The 17,761-nt window shown below is 42.0% G+C and carries 26 protein-coding genes; 11 read left to right on the forward strand and 15 right to left on the reverse strand.

Annotated features, from left to right (window positions below; genetic code table 11):
* Positions 1–39: 39 nt before the first annotated feature.
* From VXQ11_RS12525 to VXQ11_RS12585, 13 genes are all read right to left on the reverse strand, one after another.
* Positions 40–1,344: a phage major capsid protein gene (locus VXQ11_RS12525; RefSeq protein WP_416706173.1), complete on the reverse strand. Its 1,305-nt coding sequence runs from the start codon at positions 1,342–1,344 to the stop codon at positions 40–42.
* A 76-nt stretch (positions 1,345–1,420) separates the two neighbouring features.
* Positions 1,421–2,158 (reverse strand): HK97 family phage prohead protease, encoded by a 738-nt coding sequence (locus VXQ11_RS12530; RefSeq protein ID WP_416706174.1) that lies wholly within the window; start codon positions 2,156–2,158, stop codon positions 1,421–1,423.
* On the reverse strand, positions 2,148–3,434 hold the full coding sequence (locus VXQ11_RS12535; protein ID WP_416706175.1) for a phage portal protein: 1,287 nt from the start codon (positions 3,432–3,434) through the stop codon (positions 2,148–2,150). The genes VXQ11_RS12530 and VXQ11_RS12535 overlap by 11 nt, the downstream gene beginning before the upstream one ends.
* Positions 3,431–5,275, reverse strand: coding sequence for a terminase large subunit (locus VXQ11_RS12540; RefSeq protein WP_416706176.1), 1,845 nt, complete (start codon positions 5,273–5,275; stop codon positions 3,431–3,433). The genes VXQ11_RS12535 and VXQ11_RS12540 overlap by 4 nt, the downstream gene beginning before the upstream one ends.
* Positions 5,276–5,285: 10 nt before the next feature.
* Positions 5,286–5,801 (reverse strand): P27 family phage terminase small subunit, encoded by a 516-nt coding sequence (locus tag VXQ11_RS12545; RefSeq protein ID WP_416706177.1) that lies wholly within the window; start codon positions 5,799–5,801, stop codon positions 5,286–5,288.
* A gap of 132 nt (positions 5,802–5,933) precedes the next feature.
* On the reverse strand, positions 5,934–6,377 hold the full coding sequence (locus VXQ11_RS12550) for a hypothetical protein (RefSeq protein WP_416706178.1): 444 nt from the start codon (positions 6,375–6,377) through the stop codon (positions 5,934–5,936).
* A gap of 91 nt (positions 6,378–6,468) precedes the next feature.
* Positions 6,469–7,056 carry an HNH endonuclease gene (locus VXQ11_RS12555; protein WP_416706179.1) on the reverse strand — a complete coding sequence of 196 codons (588 nt, stop codon included), beginning with the start codon at positions 7,054–7,056 and terminating at the stop codon, positions 6,469–6,471.
* Positions 7,031–7,213, reverse strand: coding sequence for a hypothetical protein (locus tag VXQ11_RS12560; RefSeq protein WP_314102827.1), 183 nt, complete (start codon positions 7,211–7,213; stop codon positions 7,031–7,033). The genes VXQ11_RS12555 and VXQ11_RS12560 overlap by 26 nt, the downstream gene beginning before the upstream one ends.
* A gap of 178 nt (positions 7,214–7,391) precedes the next feature.
* Positions 7,392–7,862 carry a hypothetical protein gene (locus VXQ11_RS12565; protein ID WP_416706180.1) on the reverse strand — a complete coding sequence of 157 codons (471 nt, stop codon included), beginning with the start codon at positions 7,860–7,862 and terminating at the stop codon, positions 7,392–7,394.
* Between the two features lie 325 nt (positions 7,863–8,187).
* A complete protein-coding gene (locus VXQ11_RS12570) occupies positions 8,188–9,960 on the reverse strand; it encodes a DUF5906 domain-containing protein (RefSeq protein WP_416706181.1) in 1,773 nt (590 codons plus the stop codon).
* On the reverse strand, positions 9,957–10,862 hold the full coding sequence (locus VXQ11_RS12575; RefSeq protein WP_416706182.1) for a primase-helicase zinc-binding domain-containing protein: 906 nt from the start codon (positions 10,860–10,862) through the stop codon (positions 9,957–9,959). Before VXQ11_RS12575 ends, VXQ11_RS12570 begins: the two co-directional genes overlap by 4 nt.
* Positions 10,863–10,883: 21 nt before the next feature.
* Complete coding sequence (locus tag VXQ11_RS12580) at positions 10,884–11,372, reverse strand: phage regulatory CII family protein (protein ID WP_416706183.1); 489 nt, start codon at positions 11,370–11,372, stop codon at positions 10,884–10,886.
* A 2-nt stretch (positions 11,373–11,374) separates the two neighbouring features.
* A complete protein-coding gene (locus VXQ11_RS12585; protein ID WP_416706184.1) occupies positions 11,375–11,614 on the reverse strand; it encodes a ribonuclease D in 240 nt (79 codons plus the stop codon).
* 104 nt (positions 11,615–11,718) lie between these two features.
* Between VXQ11_RS12585 and VXQ11_RS12590 the strand changes: the two genes are divergently transcribed.
* From VXQ11_RS12590 to VXQ11_RS12640, 11 genes are all read left to right on the forward strand, one after another.
* On the forward strand, positions 11,719–12,360 hold the full coding sequence (locus tag VXQ11_RS12590) for a LexA family protein (RefSeq protein ID WP_416706185.1): 642 nt from the start codon (positions 11,719–11,721) through the stop codon (positions 12,358–12,360).
* A 105-nt stretch (positions 12,361–12,465) separates the two neighbouring features.
* The gene (locus VXQ11_RS12595) at positions 12,466–12,786 is read left to right on the forward strand and encodes a hypothetical protein (protein ID WP_416706186.1); all 321 of its coding nucleotides are present in this window, start codon (positions 12,466–12,468) and stop codon (positions 12,784–12,786) included.
* Positions 12,783–12,944, forward strand: a complete 162-nt coding sequence (locus VXQ11_RS12600) for a hypothetical protein (RefSeq protein ID WP_416706187.1) — start codon at positions 12,783–12,785, stop codon at positions 12,942–12,944. The genes VXQ11_RS12595 and VXQ11_RS12600 overlap by 4 nt, the downstream gene beginning before the upstream one ends.
* On the forward strand, positions 12,944–13,105 hold the full coding sequence (locus VXQ11_RS12605) for a hypothetical protein (RefSeq protein WP_336018791.1): 162 nt from the start codon (positions 12,944–12,946) through the stop codon (positions 13,103–13,105). The genes VXQ11_RS12600 and VXQ11_RS12605 overlap by 1 nt, the downstream gene beginning before the upstream one ends.
* Entirely contained in the window at positions 13,105–13,296 is a 192-nt protein-coding gene (locus VXQ11_RS12610) for a hypothetical protein (protein ID WP_075167512.1), read from the forward strand. Before VXQ11_RS12605 ends, VXQ11_RS12610 begins: the two co-directional genes overlap by 1 nt.
* A complete protein-coding gene (locus VXQ11_RS12615) occupies positions 13,293–13,586 on the forward strand; it encodes a pyocin activator PrtN family protein (RefSeq protein WP_174893593.1) in 294 nt (97 codons plus the stop codon). The genes VXQ11_RS12610 and VXQ11_RS12615 overlap by 4 nt, the downstream gene beginning before the upstream one ends.
* The gene (locus VXQ11_RS12620) at positions 13,576–14,085 is read left to right on the forward strand and encodes a hypothetical protein (protein WP_416706188.1); all 510 of its coding nucleotides are present in this window, start codon (positions 13,576–13,578) and stop codon (positions 14,083–14,085) included. The genes VXQ11_RS12615 and VXQ11_RS12620 overlap by 11 nt, the downstream gene beginning before the upstream one ends.
* Positions 14,082–14,696, forward strand: coding sequence for a 3'-5' exonuclease (locus VXQ11_RS12625; RefSeq protein ID WP_416706189.1), 615 nt, complete (start codon positions 14,082–14,084; stop codon positions 14,694–14,696). The genes VXQ11_RS12620 and VXQ11_RS12625 overlap by 4 nt, the downstream gene beginning before the upstream one ends.
* Complete coding sequence (locus VXQ11_RS12630; protein WP_416706190.1) at positions 14,697–15,065, forward strand: hypothetical protein; 369 nt, start codon at positions 14,697–14,699, stop codon at positions 15,063–15,065.
* Entirely contained in the window at positions 15,065–15,394 is a 330-nt protein-coding gene (locus VXQ11_RS12635) for a hypothetical protein (RefSeq protein ID WP_416706191.1), read from the forward strand. The genes VXQ11_RS12630 and VXQ11_RS12635 overlap by 1 nt, the downstream gene beginning before the upstream one ends.
* The gene (locus VXQ11_RS12640; RefSeq protein WP_416706192.1) at positions 15,381–15,611 is read left to right on the forward strand and encodes a hypothetical protein; all 231 of its coding nucleotides are present in this window, start codon (positions 15,381–15,383) and stop codon (positions 15,609–15,611) included. Before VXQ11_RS12635 ends, VXQ11_RS12640 begins: the two co-directional genes overlap by 14 nt.
* Before the next feature lie 30 nt (positions 15,612–15,641).
* On the opposite strand, the gene VXQ11_RS12645 is transcribed toward VXQ11_RS12640, so the two are convergent.
* Positions 15,642–16,676, reverse strand: a complete 1,035-nt coding sequence (locus VXQ11_RS12645) for a DUF4917 family protein (protein WP_416706193.1) — start codon at positions 16,674–16,676, stop codon at positions 15,642–15,644.
* Positions 16,676–17,674, reverse strand: a complete 999-nt coding sequence (locus tag VXQ11_RS12650; protein WP_416706194.1) for a tyrosine-type recombinase/integrase — start codon at positions 17,672–17,674, stop codon at positions 16,676–16,678. The genes VXQ11_RS12645 and VXQ11_RS12650 overlap by 1 nt, the downstream gene beginning before the upstream one ends.
* Between the last annotated feature and the right edge of the window lie 87 nt (positions 17,675–17,761).

Below are 17,761 nucleotides of genomic sequence, written 5' to 3' on the forward strand. Positions count from 1 at the left end.
AAAAAGCCCTCAAATGAGGGCTTTTTTCACATTAACCAATTAAGGATCGGTTGGATCTACAACTGGAGCAACGACTTCTGGAAGATCACCGGCAACGTTAGCATCTGGCACGATCACACCACCAGCTGCACGCATTTCTGAACGGACAGTAGCAAGGTTTTTACGGAAGTTATCACCATCTTCAAGTGATACTTGCGTATCCACATCTTCACGAATGTAACCATCAAAACCAATTGATAAGTTACCACACCAGTATTTGCCTAAAGCCTGCACTGGACTGAAACGGACAGGAAGTCCCCATAAGTACGCTTGAACACCAGTTCCTGTCGGGACACCAATGATGTAGTGACCATCAGAACCTTTTAAGCGCTCAATATCACCCCAATCCTGCGGGTTTAATACATAGCATTCAGGCTGCAAGAATGACAACGCAGCTTTGTATTTTGCTTTGTTTAATACATCAAGTGCTGTATCACCGGCATCTACAGCCACAGTGTCATGGTTGCCAGCTTCCATTAAACCACTGAAGTTTTTTGGCTGACCTGGGGCTGGAATATGCCCGTTCACTACAAAGTATTCAAGTTTATAACGAATACCATAAGCTAAACGGGTTTCAATATAGCTGGCCAGCATTGGCATATCTGCCAAGACCTGATTTGATACCTTAATCCAGTGTGCAATCACACCTACGTTCAGTACCAATGGGCCAAATTCGAGACTTGATTCCGGCTTTTCTTCACCTTCCGGTACAATATCAGCCATCAAATCGTATGCTGTTTCACGCAATAACGTTACGATGTCATTGGTTAATGGTGCCCAGCTAATCAGATCAACCAGACTTAATGGCTGAAACGGCACACGATTTAGGTCATTTTTTGCATACTGGTAGTTTTCACCCAGGCTACCTAAAGTCACGATATTACGGGCTTTCACACCATCAAAAGACACAGAGGTATTCTTTTGACGTTTTTCAAGCATGGTTTTTGCAATTTCGATTGATTCAGTATTACGAATCAAAATTCCCGCAATGGTGTCCGATTCTTGTTTACTACGGGTTTTGGCCTGATTAACCAGATCTGTTTGCAACTGTTCAACTTTAGCTGACAGGTCCTTAATTTCTTTAGAACGTGCTTCAAGATCTGCTTTTTCTTCAGCAGTCAAATTGACCATACGCTGTTGACGCTCTTCGAGCATGGTATCCAGCTTGGCCAATTTTTCTTTAAGCTGTTTACCCAATTCATCCATTGAATCGCCCTGAGTATTACGCGCAAAAATCGGTGTTGATACTGCAGCTGCTGCTGACATACCCAGTGCTACAACGGAAGGGTTTAAACGTGAATTCATATTTTTTTCCTTGCAAGAAAAAACCGCCTCAGTGGGCGGTCATGTGATTAATTAAGTTTTAAAAAAATGTGGTGAATTAAAGCCAGCTAAGTGCGGCCAGCGGATTTTTTTCCGGTTCAGGCGGTTTACCTATAGTCTGCACACGCTGTATCAATTGATCAGCTAGAGCATCATCCAAATTGAAACGTTTCAGATACTTTTTGAGGTCTTCTTCTGTTTCAATGTTGCGTAGATCCGTATCGCTTAAACGGGCATTGCGGTCACTTGGTTCATCGCATGGACTGATTTCATATAAGCTCACACGTTTGATCAATACATGATCTTCAAAATGTTCAACATCCATCTGATCAGGCTGACGAAACGCAATAGATAATCCATCAACTGTTTTATGCGCAATCATTGCAGCTACATCTTTGGCAAGACTCATACCTGGTGTAGTTTCACCAACTACTTTCAGGCCAGTATCATCTTCAGTAAGTTCAAGCCATTTACCAATGCGCATTGCAAAGATTGGATTGATATACACAAAGTTCCAACCGTGGTTGTAATACATATGACAACGCTGGGCACCTACTTTGACCGCATTGATATAGTCAGCAAAGGCACCTTTTTGGAATTTTTCACCATGACTGTTGACGCTATCCCATTTGACCGCATAACCTTCAAAACGAAATGGTGCATTTGGGTCTTGCCCCTCTTCCACTCGAATTTCCAACTCTTGTAAAGGTACGAAACGCATCTCTACATTTGGTAAATTTCGATGATTACGAGCCTGAAGCGTCTTCAACTCATGCCGCAATACTTCATGATTCATTGGTTTTACCCCCTGTTTGCCCTTTCACGACACGATCAAGGGTGATTAAATTGGCTGCGACTAAAGGCTGATCACCCCAATCAAGTGGTAAATCACCTTCATCACGACGGATCTCATTAATAGTTTTCTGGCCACTTTCGATCAAGGTTTTATTATTTGCGACCCGTGCTGTAAATGAAGCACGAAGCAGATCTTTAATCTTGAACTCGAATTCGTAGTCATCCCAATCAGCACGATCCAACAAGTTCAAACGCGCTGATTCTTCAATCCGTTCAAAATAAGGACGCAATCCAAACTTATAGAAGGCTTCTACAAGTTCAAATATCCCGCTGCCCCAGGTGGTCGATCCGTTGGTGTCATTAATCAAAACACTCGGTACACCATAAAAACGGCAAACTTCTTCAACGGTAAACTGACGGGTAGACAGCAATTCGATATCTTCAGGTGTAAGGCTGATTTGTTCAAATTTCAAACCACCTTCGAGCACTGGTAAGAACCAGTCTTCACCCTCAACCATCGCGGTCATTTCTTGACGCAGTGCATCTCGCTGAGCCTGTTTAAGCGTTTTATCCGTACTCAGAGCACCAGACGGTTTTGCTCCATTCTCCATCACACGGCCAACCTTGTCGTCAGCAGCTAAACCGATACCAATCGAACGTGCCCCATAGGCCAAAGGTGACATCCCAACTAACCCAGTCCCAAATAACTTGAGATGCCAGATTTCTTTGTCGGTCAAAATCTCTTTTTTACCGTCAAAGTGCGTGATGTGATATTCCTTTTTGCCCTGGTCATTCAGCCTTGGATCTACTGAAGCATTGTTTATCACCACAAGCTGGTTCAGCTCTTTATGATAGTAATACTTGCGAACATAGGCATTTCCACCCATCAGGTTGAGCATCAGGGTTTCTTTGAACTCAACATTGGTCTGGTCATCATTCGGCTTATTCCGGAACAACTTGGCAAGCTGATGATCAAAAATCTGTGAACGGTTGCGCTTGGAATCAAAGATAAACATTTCAAGTGGCAAGCTTGCCACGGTTTCAGCCAGGATTTTATGACAGGCAAAAACTGCACTCAGTGTCATAGCCCGGTCAAATGTGGCAGTATTTGCAATTCGGCTGATACTTTTTGGAGAATCGCTTAATTTCCCCTTTCTAGGTCCCGCAGGACCTGTACTCCGGCTGTGGATCTTTTTGGCTTTATCCACAGCTTGCGCTCTGGCTGCATCATGATCGATGCATGCCATTACACGTTGTTTAGCAATTTTTGCACTCATCGTCTTACTACCACCATATTTGAAATATATTCATCTGCATCCCATTCATCTCCACCCTGACCCGGCACTAAATCAAATACCGATTCATCATCATGAAAACGCGCACGTGAGGCAGCAATGATGATTGCCACCATGGCATCAATCTTTTTCGCAGATGAAATCTTTCGCGGGAAAATATTTTCCTTAGCGTCTTCTTTCACCACAACGTTAGTTGCACACCAAGTAAACACCGGATCGCCACAATGATGAAAACGACCTTCGGCCATCAATACTTCAATCCAGCGCATGGCCGGACTTAAATGTTCGGTTTTTTGCGGTACTTCAACGACATTGATACCTTCATCTAGCAGATTTGCGGTCAACTGCTCTGCATGATATGGATCGTGCCCAAATTCATAGAACGGATTCTTGACATGGGCATCTTCAATATCCCGTTGAATGCGTTTGTAATCGGTAGATTCACCTGGTGTGGCAATCAGCCAACCGTTATCACGCCATACTGGATATTCATCTGGGCGTTTTTCACCGTTAATGGCTTCTTTGGTTTCCAGAACACGCTCATTGATATAAGAATGTACAAAGGCATACCAGTGAATCTTGCCATCGGCTTCCATACGTGGAATCAATTCACCCCAATCTGCCAAATCCAGACGGCTTGCCAGGTCATAACCACCGAAGCGGATCTGGCCATCCAGCTCTTTTAATTTGACATCTTTGTAGCAACGCTCCCAGACCGAAGGCGAAATCCATCCATTCAATGCCCCGACCCATTCATTCAAATGTTTTTGCCGGAAAAAGGCTTCAGAGGATGGGGAAATCAAGACTTTCTTGAATTTCGCTTCCAGATAATTGGTCGTGACCGAAATCCCGTAGTTTGGATTGGCTTTTGGCCAGTTTTTTGGGTCCTTCCAGTCATCACCACGGTCAAGGCAGAAAATCATCCCGAAGTACTGCTCATGCTTGGCTTTGCCACGTAATACGTTTTCTACCGTAGAACGTTCGCGGTAACACACGCCCAGGTTGTCATCACCGGCGGTACTGATTGCACCGACCAGGGGCTGATCCCGCGCTGCAATACCATCGGCAACAATGTCATACATGCTTGAATCTTTATGCGCATGTAATTCATCAATTACGCCCATATGGACGTTCAAGCCATCCTTAGTCCCACCCCGATCTTGAGATAACGCCTTAAAGACCGAATTGCTAGACGACTGAAAAATCGAATATTGCGCTGTTTCGATACCAAAACGCTGACGCATAAACGGTGAGTAATCCACCATCGTCTTGGCCGTACCGAAAATAATATTGGCCTGTTCCCGCGAAGTAGCTGCTGAATAGACTTCAGCACCCGGCTCACCATCAATAAACGCCATATACAAGGCAACGGCTGCAATCCATGTAGATTTTCCATTCTTTTTGGCCACCTCAATATAGAAGTAAATGAATCGTCGCAGCCCTTCCGGGTTCAACCAGCCAAAGATATTGACCGTGATGAATACCTGCCATGGCTCCATGACCAACATATGCCGTTTACCATTGGGCTGAATTTTTGCCAGAGTTCCCGTGGTATGCGGACAGGTTTCAATGAAGAAACAGGCATGTCTGGCACTTTCAATATCGAAGGTATAATCGAAATGAATATCGGCCGGTTTGGTCCCAACTTTCAGAGTTTTTAATAGTTCTTCGAGTTCTGGATCATCCGATACCACTGGATAGCCTGATCGGGTCAAGTCGTTTAAGAAGCGTTTGGCTGCAAGTTTTTCCAACTGCCCTGCAGTACGCACTCCGGATCGCACGTCATGGCAGTACTGGAGCGCGATTTTAAAATAATCACGCATAGAAACTCACTTATGAACGCGGCACATATCCCGCATAGGGGTCGTTGTCTACATTGGTGGCTTGGTCAGCACCCAACAAACTGAGCTGCTTGGCTTTATCCACTTTGACACTTGAACGGGCAGCTGGCGTTAAGCCAAATTCCCGGGCAGTTTTAATAATCAATTCTTGCAGTTTGTTGCGCACCTGAAGCCAGGCGGCCTGAACTTCAAAACCGTTCGGGGTTTTAGAAATCCAGTCGTCTATTTTTTCGAGCTTTTCACAAACCTGTTCATAGGCTGCAATGTTGTCGCAGTGAAGGCCAAAGACATCGCCATCCACCACACTCAGCAAACCGGCCTGAACCAGTTTTGGGCCTAATACGTCCCAGTGTTTTTTTGCCGCCCCCTTTATCCATCGTGGGCAAGGTGGCATTCCCAAATCGACTGCTGCATTTGCCACTTGAGCATTTGCATCACGGTCATCACGGATTCGTGCACCGCTTAAAATCTTTTCTTGCAATGATTTGGCCGGTCGTCCTGCTGTCATAGGAACCTCCAAAAGTGAAACTTCATAAAATCTGGAGGTATACCCCCCTATGGAATTTTGACCATGTATAAATTTGTCGGGGGGGCGGTCTTTTATATGAAGTCATTTTGGACTTTAGACCCCCTATCCCCTTCAAGGACTAGGAAATGCAGAAAATGAAATTATTAAAATTAATAAAATTATTATTCCAATCGCGACCCAGACCTGACCATCTGTTAGTGCATCATCACAGTCATCGCTCTCTGGATACTTAACAAGTGATTGCAGTCTTGGTGGAACTGGACGGATGCATGCTTCACCCTGTGGAACGATGATTGACTTGGGTTCACCATCACCCAATGCCGTGATATCTATTTCAACAAGTTCAGCAAGTAACTCCTCACGCTGTTGTTTCGATAGCTTTTCAGATGTAACGATGATTCCAGTTGGTCTTGATGCCAGCTCATACAATGCTTGAATACTTACAATCCGATAGCCGTCTGCATCACGGATGAACAACCGTTCACCGTGAATGAATGAGAGACGCTGGTAACTCGGTAAACTTTCTACAACTTTCCTAAATTCTTCATGCTTCATTTCAATTCCTTATTTTTATTGTTGTAAAGCAAAGCAGCCCACCCGAAGGTGAGCTGCTTGGTTCCGTTCACTTGTGGAGAGTACGAAAGGGTTAAGCTTCTGCTTTCTTGAAATGCGAATGGTGCAAGCGATGCGTCCATTCATCAAAGTCTTTCACAACAATGGATTTGCTGTCTGATTCAATCACCGTGAAGATATCGTATTCACTGCATTGCATGGTCTCAAAGGCCACACCAGTCGTTGCCTGGACTTGATCACCCGCAAAGAATGGGTTGATGCTGTTCAGGTTTGCTTTGCTTGGTGTGTACTGTGGCACCCATGCACCACGATCTTCTGTAGCAGTCTTGCGGTCATGGCATGGCTTGCACAGTGGCTGCCAGTTCAACTTATCCCAGAAGAGTTTTTTGTCACCCTTATGCGGAATAATATGATCGACCACGGTTGCCACTTCAATGTATCCACGCTTCTTGTGATCGACACACAACGGATTCGATTCCAGGAACACTGTGCGTTCCTTCTCCCAACGCGCATCATAGCCACGCTGGTGAGCTGTACCGCGATCACGATCACGCTGTTTGATCTTGCCTTGATGTTTATCGCAATAGCCTTGATTGGTTGCGTAACCGCTGCATGCTTGATACGAACAAGGTCGTTTAGCTTTCTGAGGTGCTTTCTTCATGATCCACTGGAACCAATTTGATTGAACGATTAAGAATCTTATTGCGTAATTTATCTGTGATCTTCAGATGAATGATTTTATCGACTGCATCTAGCGCAGTAAGTAACAGTACTCGACGTGTAGTCAGCTTTACCTGGATTCGAACTAATTGCCCCATTGAACCAATTCCTTTTAAAAAAAACTGTATGCCCAGCCCCACGCCAGACATACAGCCATAAAAAAAGAGCCTTTCGGCTCTTAGGGAAGTTACAGCGCTAAATTCAATTACTTGCTAGATACAGTTATTCATTATGGGGAAATCTATCTTAACTTTGTTTCAGTGTCAACATCTATGTTTACTTAGATTCATGGATATGAAAAATAACTCGTTCACACGCGATAGAAAATTCTCGCTCAATATCTTCAAATATCTGCGTGATCGAATTATTTAAGTAGCGATGGACAACCAGATGATGAACGCCAGCAAACAAAGCACGATTACGGACAGAAGGTTTATAGCTTGCTGGAACCATGCAGAACTCGACCAATGCAGTACGGATCACAGGCACATGGTACTCGATTGCAATTTGATGATGTTCAAGGACGCTTTTATATCGCGGTGTAAGCAATTTGCTGAATGAGTCTACATTTTCCAGTGTATTCGCGTTCAAGGACTTGAGACGCACCAGGTTATCTTGCAAAGGAGATAGCTTGGCATAGCTCAGCGCTACACATACATCCTGTGCAGTCAAAGCCCCATGGTTGCCACCACCTGTGGAGTCGAAGTTAGTTGTCTTAGGGTTTAATAAACGCAGGTACTTTTCCATGATTACCTCTTATTTTTTAGAAATGTTAAGGGTGTTAAGGGTGCATTTTGTACCCTTAACACTTGAAAGCCTTGTGGCTGTAGGGTTTGTTAAGGCGTTAAGGATGTTAAGGGTATATTTATGTCTCGCGTGAGAGAATTTATTAGTATCTAGTTTAATGTTTTTAAGGATTGTTGATTTTCTCTCACGTACGCGCGCGCGCGCTGTACCCTTAACATCCTTAACATGAGTGCTGTAAGCTTTGGTATGAGAGGCTTTGACCGTGTTAAGGGTAGCCGTTTGTACCCTTAACATGCCCTTAACGCCCTTAACATTTTTATAGTTTTTAGAGAGCATCAGGAACATCTCCGTGCACCTTATCACTAAAGCTATGAACTTGTGAAGTTAGCCAATCGATTAATTTAATATCCTCAGGTTTTTCACCGACATAGACCACCATCTTCTGAACTTCCTTGGTCGTTACTGCACCAAATTTCTGTCGCTCATAGAATCGACCATGCCGTTTAGATATTTCTGGCTGAGACGATAGCAGGCCCAGAAACTTGTTTGCAGGTAACGGTTTCTCATTGTTATGTCTACACCAGGCCATATAGGCGCTGAATAGATCCTGTGATAAACAGCACTGGTATGGCCACTGTAACTCTCTGGCTTTCCATTGCTGCAAAAACAATTTCCAGTTAGGCAAGCCATAGTTAATAATCTTTTCTTTAGCCTTGGTCATAGGTGGCTCTGTGTGTGATCCGAAGTCACCCAAGGGCAATTGCAGGAGATAGGTGTAAAACGCCTGCACACCGCCATTATCAAGGCATTGCATCACACGATTTTTAAGATCGTCATTCAGTTTCTTCTCTGGCCATACAACCAGGAAGCGACGGTCACGCTCCTCCAGTGGCAACGGCTGGGTATCATTCGATAAAAATACACAATTGATATGGTTAGACTGCTCATAACCAGACATAAACTTTTTATCGATGCGGATCGTCTCGCCAGTGATCATGTGTTTGATCAGACCCATCATGCCGAATTTGGATTTATTATTAAAAATTTCTTCAAACAGGCAATAAAGCTTCTGTTCAGCCCAGTCGGTATAAATACTTTCAAGACCATTCTGGCCGAGCGTTACACAGTACTTGCCATATATTTCACGCATGACTTTGCCAAAGAATAAAGATTTACCTGCACCCTGTACTTCACCATGAACCAAAATAGATGTTGCCATTTTTGCACCTTGGTTTTGAAGCGGATATGCTAACCACTTCAAGATCCAAATCACGACCTCTCTTTCACCGCATAGATGCATAAGCAATTCCATAAACGGCTTACACATATCATGCGCTTCCTTAAAGCCAATCAACTGGTCAACATCATTGAGCATTGGCCCCATTGGCAGGCCATCAAACATATTGACCTGACCTTCACGGATCTGCATGGTCGGATTGAATACCAAATCTTTGTGATAGATCATTTTGCGTTTATCAGATTTAATCCAGATATCAAATGCTCTATTGAAGTTTTCCTTAATAGTGGCATTCTTGACACGTTCACGCCGGACTGTATCCCACGACTCCAGAGTGCCTTCCAACATGATGAAACGGTCAGTAATATCTTCTGCTGTCTTATTATCGTCAGCACTCAAAATACTTTTAACTGCATCTGGATCAATCAGTTTTCGCTTAGAACTTTCAGACCATTGTTTGAATAATGGTTTCCCTAACATTTCAGTGAATGCCGTCTTTTTAATCATCCGCTGACGATGCATATCCCAATACTTGGAATCACCTTCGATTAGACAAAAACGTGCCAGGCATTGTTCCAGTGTTAGTCCTTCAGATACATCGGGTATATTTTCTTGCGAAATACCTCCCCCTTCACCCCCGGAGTTTTCCCAACCACTTTCAAAAGATTCAGGAACTGTATCATTTTCGAGCATTTGACCCTGAAAATTGTTGTCAAAGTTGTTAGGGGGTGCGGGGGAAAAAGCCAAAGCCGAAATGGCTGATTCGATTTGTGCCTTCACCTCCCCCAATCCGAAATTCACGTGAAGGTCATTAAAGTCAGTATATGAATGTGGCTGTGTCATGTGCTGTGATTCATTCATGCAGCTGCTCCTTGTTTAAATTCAGGCAGTAGAACGATACCGCCCGTTACAGCCACAGCTTCATTAGCGCAATTTAGGCCGGTATTTTCTTTGGCCGAGTCATCGTCCGCGCAATAGATCAAGCGTGCATGAGGGTTATTTTTCTGGATGGCCATTCCCACTGGAAGCAGGTTGCCGGCATTAAATGCCACTGCAACCGGATAGCCTGTGGCCAAATGAATAGATGCAGCAGTGGCATAACCTTCTGCAATACAGATGACCGGATCTTGCAGCTCGACAGTGCCAATAAAGTGAAAGCATCCCTTCACGCGACCACCTTTGAGGAAGGTTTTTTCACCATCATATTTGATGTATTGCAGGTTCCACATTTCGCCATTTTCATCAAACAAGGGGACAATCAAGTCACCTTCATGATTGATCAGACAGCCCAAATTTGGCACTTTCTTGCGCTCCAGATAAGCACATTCACTGCCTTGATGGGTGCTACGCCACAGGCTTTGTGCTTTACGTGCAGCATTTTTCTGGATCTTTGCTTCTTCTTCCAGGCGAATACGCTCACGCATATCGGCTTCTTTTTTCCAGCGTTTACGGTCAGCATCGGTGATTTTAGTGTCAGCTGTCAGTCCGACGATAGCAGCCACTTCTTCCAGGACTTGTGGAAAAGAAAGATGGGTACAGCGTGAAATCAGCTCGAAGCCGTCACCAGCTCCACATCCGTTACAATAGAAATCACCCATTTCTTTTTTATCGTCATAACGGAACCGGTCTGAACCACCACAGGCGGGACAAGGTGCATGACGCTTTTTAGGTGGCATGGCAATGGCAAACTGAGGGAAAATCATGTCCCATTTGCCCCGTGTATGCGCCTTCACGTCATCTAGTTGAAATTTTGGTTTACTCACAGTGACCCCAACAAATATAAATTAATCTTTATGACTTTCGACCATGGCCAGCAAGGTCAGCGCGACACGGATCAGATCCATTACGTCTTTATGAATGACATCGTATTCATCTGAGCAAATGTTTTTGTCCGCAATGGCTTCGGCAATTGACTGGGACAGTTCGCCCTGCTCTTTAGCCAATTTGCCAATTTTTTTCAAAAAATTCGTTTCTGTTATTTCATGCAGATGTGGCAACTCAAACCATGCAGCCTTACCGTGAATAGAACAGATACTGTCCATGATTCTTGGATCTTTGGTTTCTGCCAAAACTGCTTCTAGATGATAGATATTGGCCTTATGCGTATGTGTTGTCGGGTTTAATGAACTTCTAAAAGTATTAATATTAAAAGCATTTTTTTCCGCAATTTGCGCCATTAGAGAATCATCATTTGGACGGTATACCGCTGCTTTTAGTGCCATTTCTAAAGACATGACGGTTTTTTCACGTCGTTCATTGAGAGATAAAGTCATGTTTAGTTTTCCTCAATACAATCATTTTTTTTATCAGCTGCTTGATCTAAATTCTGTTTTGACTTAAGCAAGCGTTTTGGGGTTCGACCAGCTGCCAATTCCCTGACTTCATATTCGCGGTATTCAGGGATATCTGCATCATCGCCCCACTGAGCAATGGCAGATGTTGATAACTCAAGTAACTCCGCTAGTTGAATCAATTTTTCCAGACCCAATAACGTCACGGCTTCTTGGCGAGTCATATAAACCTCATAAATCTAAGTTGTCTTAGATTTAATTAGACACAACTTATCTTCGGTAGTCAATAGCTAAGATGGCTTAGATAAATAATGCGAGACTTTACAAGATGGAAACCCTCGGCTTTCGGATTAAGAAATTAAGAAAAGAAAAAAAATTAACCCAAGGAAAACTAGGCAATTTGGTTGGTGTCTCAGATGTCACAATTGGCTTTTGGGAGAAAGATGTAAATGAACCAAAGTATGAAAATCTAGAATCTTTAGCACAAATACTTGATACGACTATTGAATTCTTAAAATATGGTCGACATGAAATGAGCGAGTCTGTTAAAGACTTCAGACCAATCACTAGAATGCTGCCCGTTCTGGACTATGTTCAGGCGGGAAATTGGACTAATGTCCGATCAATAGAGCCGCACGAAATTGAACAATGGCTGCCCGCACCTCCAGCTGCTGGCAAAAATAGTTTCTATATGATTGTGCAAGGAACAAGTAATGCACCACATTTCAAAGATGGCGATTTTATTTGTATAGACCCAGATATTGACTTAAATTTCGTTCAAACTGGCGAAATGATCGTGGCAGTTTGTGAAGATGGAGCTACGTTCAAAGCACTGGTTAGAGAGCCTAATGTAATGTATTTACAAGCATTAAACCCAAATTTCCAACCAAACATTATTCCTTTAAAAGAAAACTGTATATATAAAGGAAAATATGTAGGTAAATTTGAACCTTCAAAAAAATTCCTATAATTCAAAATAATATATAATTTTTCTAAGTTAACCTAGAAAAATAGTTTGACTTAAAATCTAAGATGGCTTAGCTTAAATACATTCTAAGTCACCTTAGGTTTTTTTATGAAAACTCAAAATGTAAGTTTAAACCAACGACAATTCGATCAAATCGTGACAAGTCGCTTATTTGCTGCTGACTTCGCACAACCACAGATTCAAGACTTCGATTTTTACAAATCAAAGGCCATCACTCAGATCCAAAGCGCCATTCAATCTATTGCTGCTGCGAATAGTCCATTTGAATTTAACAGTGCAATTGCCCAGGCAAATGCATTTATCAATGCTGCCCTGGATTACGAATTCATTTGCTTATCTGAAAAAGCTGTCTGGCTAGACAAAGTTGCTCATGCCGTCCGCTCCCAAATGATTGAGGAGTCCGCATGAGCAATCCCCCACGCCAGGACATTGATGGCTGCGAACATCATCCTGAAAAATGCTGTGAATGTTGGCTTAAAGAAATGAATGAGCAATATCCAGATCGCATCTCCGATGAAATCAAATTCTTGGATGCTGCATTACTTTCAATTCGGGAGGTTTCTTAATGGAAATCCATCTTGGCCATGTAGCTGCTTTCCTTTTTGTTGCACTACCTTTGATTGTCATGGTCATTGTCGTAGCAGGATTTTTTTATAAATCGTACAAGCTGCAAAAGAACCTGAAAGCCCAATCAGATGCGTTATTTGAGAAATTGGAGAAACGCTAATGCTAGAAATTACCGACCTTCATCATGATGTCCACATGATCAATTTAAGTAATTTAAACAATGTGGTCTTCCGTCAAAAATCAGGTACTCACATCGTTTCTTTCCATATGCGTGACCATCATGCGGTTCCAATTACTGTGGATCATGCCACTGCTGAACGCATTAAAACTGAATTAAAGGTGATGAAATGAAAAATACACCTGCTGTTCTACCGACCTATACGTTGCTGGTACTTCGCTATATGTCACCTACTGTTTCACTTGAGGCAGTAGTAAAAGATTTCTTTCCTCAAATGAGCATGGTTATCGCAAAACGCAAGGCTGTCACTCAAGAACTACCTTTTCCTGTTTTGCGCATGGGTGAAGGTAATAAAGCTGCATGGATGGTCAATTTAGCAGACCTTGCTGTGTACATTGACCGACAGACTGCATTGGCTCAACACGATCATAAAGCAATGAATGGAGGTCAGTATGCGCACTAATCTGGACCACGATATTTTTCCAAAAAAAGCCCAATCTTTAGCACTGGAAGCTGAAGTGGCCAAATTCTTAAAAGCCCAGGGCAAAGAAGAACCGGAACAAATCAGTTTTGGCCGTTCACTCTATGTCGAAGAATGCCAGGCAAAAGGTATACAGCCTTTTAAATTTACGCTTAGAGATGTCATGACAGCCAGTGTCGAACAGGCTCATGCCGAACATCGGGAAAAAGAAGCCAAATCCAGAGGCAGAAAGCCCAAGGTTGAGCCGGTCTTTATTCCAGATACATCTTCAGATGAAAGCCGGGTTTTGTTCAATCGAAATGCACGTAAAGAAGCCTTTGAAGCGGGCCTTAAAAAGTTTCAAGGTCGTTGCAAACACCATGGGGAGCAGGTTTTTTCAATTCGAAAAGATGGCAATGATCACCTGTGCATTATGTGCCAGCGTAAATACAGCAGCGCCCAAAATGCGAAACGCAGATTATTAAAACTGGAGGCAGCATGAAAAATAAATTAATGGTGGATTGTGAAACCCTAGATATTGGTGAACGTCCTGTCCTGCTCAGTATTGGTGCTGTGGTTTTCGATGAAAATGGGATTTATCAATATTTTCAGGCTGATATCGATATTGAAAGCTCAAAGGAGCTTGGATTTACAGTCAGCCAATCCACCTTGGACTGGTGGGATCAACAAGATCCAATCGCCAAAAATATGGCCTTTGCTGGTAAAGAACGGATAGATGTCGTTTTGCGAAAACTGGTTGAATTTTATTCCAATCATGGCTGTACAGAAATCTGGAGCAAAGGTGCACTGGCTGATATCCGCTGGATCAATAACGCCCTGGATTATTTTGGCATTGAACGTCCATGGAAGTACTACAAAGAATTTTGCTTCAGAACACTTTTAAAGTCTGCACCAAGATTCAAGATTCCTTTTGCCGGTATTCCTCACAATGCGCTTGATGATGCAATTCACCAGGCTAAAGAATTTATTTATATCCAAACCATGAAACGAAATCAGATGAAAATCATGATCGAACAAGGTCAGCATTTTAATGAAATGGCTCAAAAAGTGGCTGATATGGAATTTAAATTACTGCAGCTGGAGGCTGTCTAAATGAAACTCGAACACGCACAAGAAGCACTTTTAAGCCAAAGCCCGTTGCAACTGAGCCAACAATTCAGTCGTGATGATTTAACGGATCTACGTGACCAGCTCAAAGCAAAACGTGAAGGCTTAATCGAATCAAAAGACAAATGCACGAATGGTAACAGTATTGCCCTGTTCAATGTTCATTTGAGTGAAGTCAAAACCATGAGCACCCGCGTCAATCAGACCATCTCATTGCTGGACGTAGATGCCAAGATCATGAAAAAAAATAAAGCTGCTGATCAGGAGCTGGCAATTCGTTTCTTTAGTGTCGCCAAGAAAGAACTTGATTCAAAGACCTTCAATAAAATTAAAGAAAAGGCGATGGTGGTGTGATGGATATTCAGAAAGAAAGAGAAGCGTTTCAAAATTTTTGTGAGCAAAACTTTGATGTTGAACGTCACGAGCAAACATATTTTGATGAACAAACTCAAAGTTATGAAAATGATCTAGGCGAATGTACTGAGTCTATAAATATGGCATGGAGCGCATGGCAAGCCAAAGCCCAAGCGGTGCCGGAAGGGTTTGTTTTGATGCCTCGAATCTGCACAAACAAAATGGCGCATGCTGCCAAAGCAATTGATGGTCGGTTGTCTGCATTTAAATATGCTGATGTTTATAAAGCTATGATCGAAGCACAGGCGCCAGACAATGACTCACATTGAAATGCTTAAAGACCCAAATTTTAAACGCAGCCTGGAAGGTCACATTGTGTCTCATATCAATGCTGAATATATGAAAGCAGGTATGAGTCCCCCACTTCCAAAATTCAGGGATAACATGGCCACTTATGACGAAGCCAATGTCACAAAAATGGCAAATCGTATACGTACTGGTGCAGTACTACTTGCACGGTTGCTGGATGAAAAAGCCTCTAAATAGAGGCTTTTTATTTGATAAGGATATGAACAATCAACCTAAATTTTGATTGTATATTTGTGCTCTTGGGTTATTCCAACATCCTGGACTATTACTTTTGAAAAAGGTTATTTTACTATTATGAAATTTGCGGCTGAGTATTTCAAAAATTTTATTGCAATAAGCTTGATCGTTTCCATATACAGATACAGCGAATTCCATAGCATGTGGAAAAGAATATCGATTTAAATTATCAAGAATATGTAAATCTTGCTCACCCAATCCCCAACCATAAATGATATATTTTTCTTTTAGTCCAGATTGAAATGCTTCTCTGTAAACTGTATGTAAATACCCACTACTTTTTATAGAGTTTATTTTTTGTTTAGCCGTTCCCTCACTTACAAATAATGGAATAACTTTTTCTGATCGCCACGCATCTAAAATAGAATCAAGAAGGTTGCTATCACCAACAGTAGAAACTTTAATTTCCCGCTCTACCAAGGTCTTTCCAAAAATTAAACTTCCATGCGGGTAAAATACTAGGCGGCTTTTTTTACCATGATATGGCCTTTGAAACTTTTTCCAGTTATCTTCAAACTCTCCATTAACAAAACAATCTTTAAATTTATATTCAAGATCATGATCATTGCCATACATTATTGCCCAATAAACAATCAGATCATAATTTAAACTAAAAATTCTTCTAAAATTTCTTATAAAGTCATGAATGTATGGTAAATGCGGCTCAACTTCCTCATATGAAGGATGTATAGCTCTCACTGTTTCAATTAGGGCATTTCTTATATTTAAATATGCTTGATAAGTTTTATTATCTTCAATTTGAAGTGATTTATTGACTTGAGCTGCTTGCCATACTATACGTAATATTAATTCAAAATCATTAGTATCAAAAGACTTAAAAAGTGTCTCAATATCACTGCTTAGAAGATTATTACTTTTTGCATAATCAACTAAAGATGTATAAGAGAACCGTGAATCAATGGCTATACTTGCGCCATTACCTATAATTAACATTCCATCAAAGAAATTATTTTCAATTTCTTGCCATTCCACTATTTTAAACATTACTCCCCCTTTTTAATGTTATCTATAATTGCAAAAATATCCGTAGTTTTAAATGTTATCATTGCTTGCCGATAGGTCAGCAAATCCTTTCGAATAATATCCAGATTCACATAGCGTTTAAGGCTGTTCCAGTCATCGTGTAGCGTATATTGCTGAATCTGGGGGATAGTCAGTCCTTGTTCTGCCAAACGTGTAGCAGCCTCATGCCGTAGGTCATGGAAGCGCAGGTCATCGATACCTGCCTGTTTCTTAATTTTCTGCCACTGCTTTGCAATATTATTCTCATGACATGGAATCAGCATTGATTCATCACCGCCACGTTTAAGCATACGATTACGGATCTCTGGCTGCAGTAGCAGATCAATAATTTCTAATGCCTGGTCTGACACTACAAACCACTTATTATTCGTTTTCTTGTTCGGATGCTTCACTGCTTCCAGGTACCACTTTTTATGTTCACGATCAAAGTTTTCAATTTTTAACCGCGATAACTCACCCAGCCGTCTACCGGTATAAATATCCAGCCACATAATCAGATGAATCGGCACACTGGAATGATTACGCAGATGAAAGTCGATATAGCCAAAAGTGGTCAGATCTTGCAGCTCTTTTGAAGTCGGCAATCGATCACGTTCTTCAGATTCAGAAATGACACGGGATTTTCTTAAACCTTTAATGGCCTTTTCATATTCATTAAAATCAACTTCCACACCCCAAAGCAGTTCGGCATGATCCAGGACGGATTTGATGCACTGAAATTCAAATAAGATCGTGCTGGGTTCTACCGGATCTAATTTATAACTTTCATTTTTATAACCATCTCTGCGACGTAAAGCATGACTCGCATAATCAGTCCGTTTCAGATCGCAAAGTGGTTTCTGGGAAATATCAAATTTTTTCAGCATCTCAAGGGTAAATGCTTTTGTACGGCCATAATCCGAAACTTCAGATTTATACCTGATAATTGCATATGCTAATGGCATCGCTGCAGAAGCCATGGCACCCTTGCTGGTTGACAACAAGTGAGGATTATTTTCTAATCTGTCCTCTTCTCTTTTTAGCCATGCTTTTGCTGACGCTTTCGA

It is taken from the genome of Acinetobacter sp. 197 (assembly GCF_048148385.1).
In the GTDB taxonomy this organism is placed as follows: Bacteria; Pseudomonadota; Gammaproteobacteria; order Pseudomonadales; family Moraxellaceae; genus Acinetobacter; species Acinetobacter pecorum.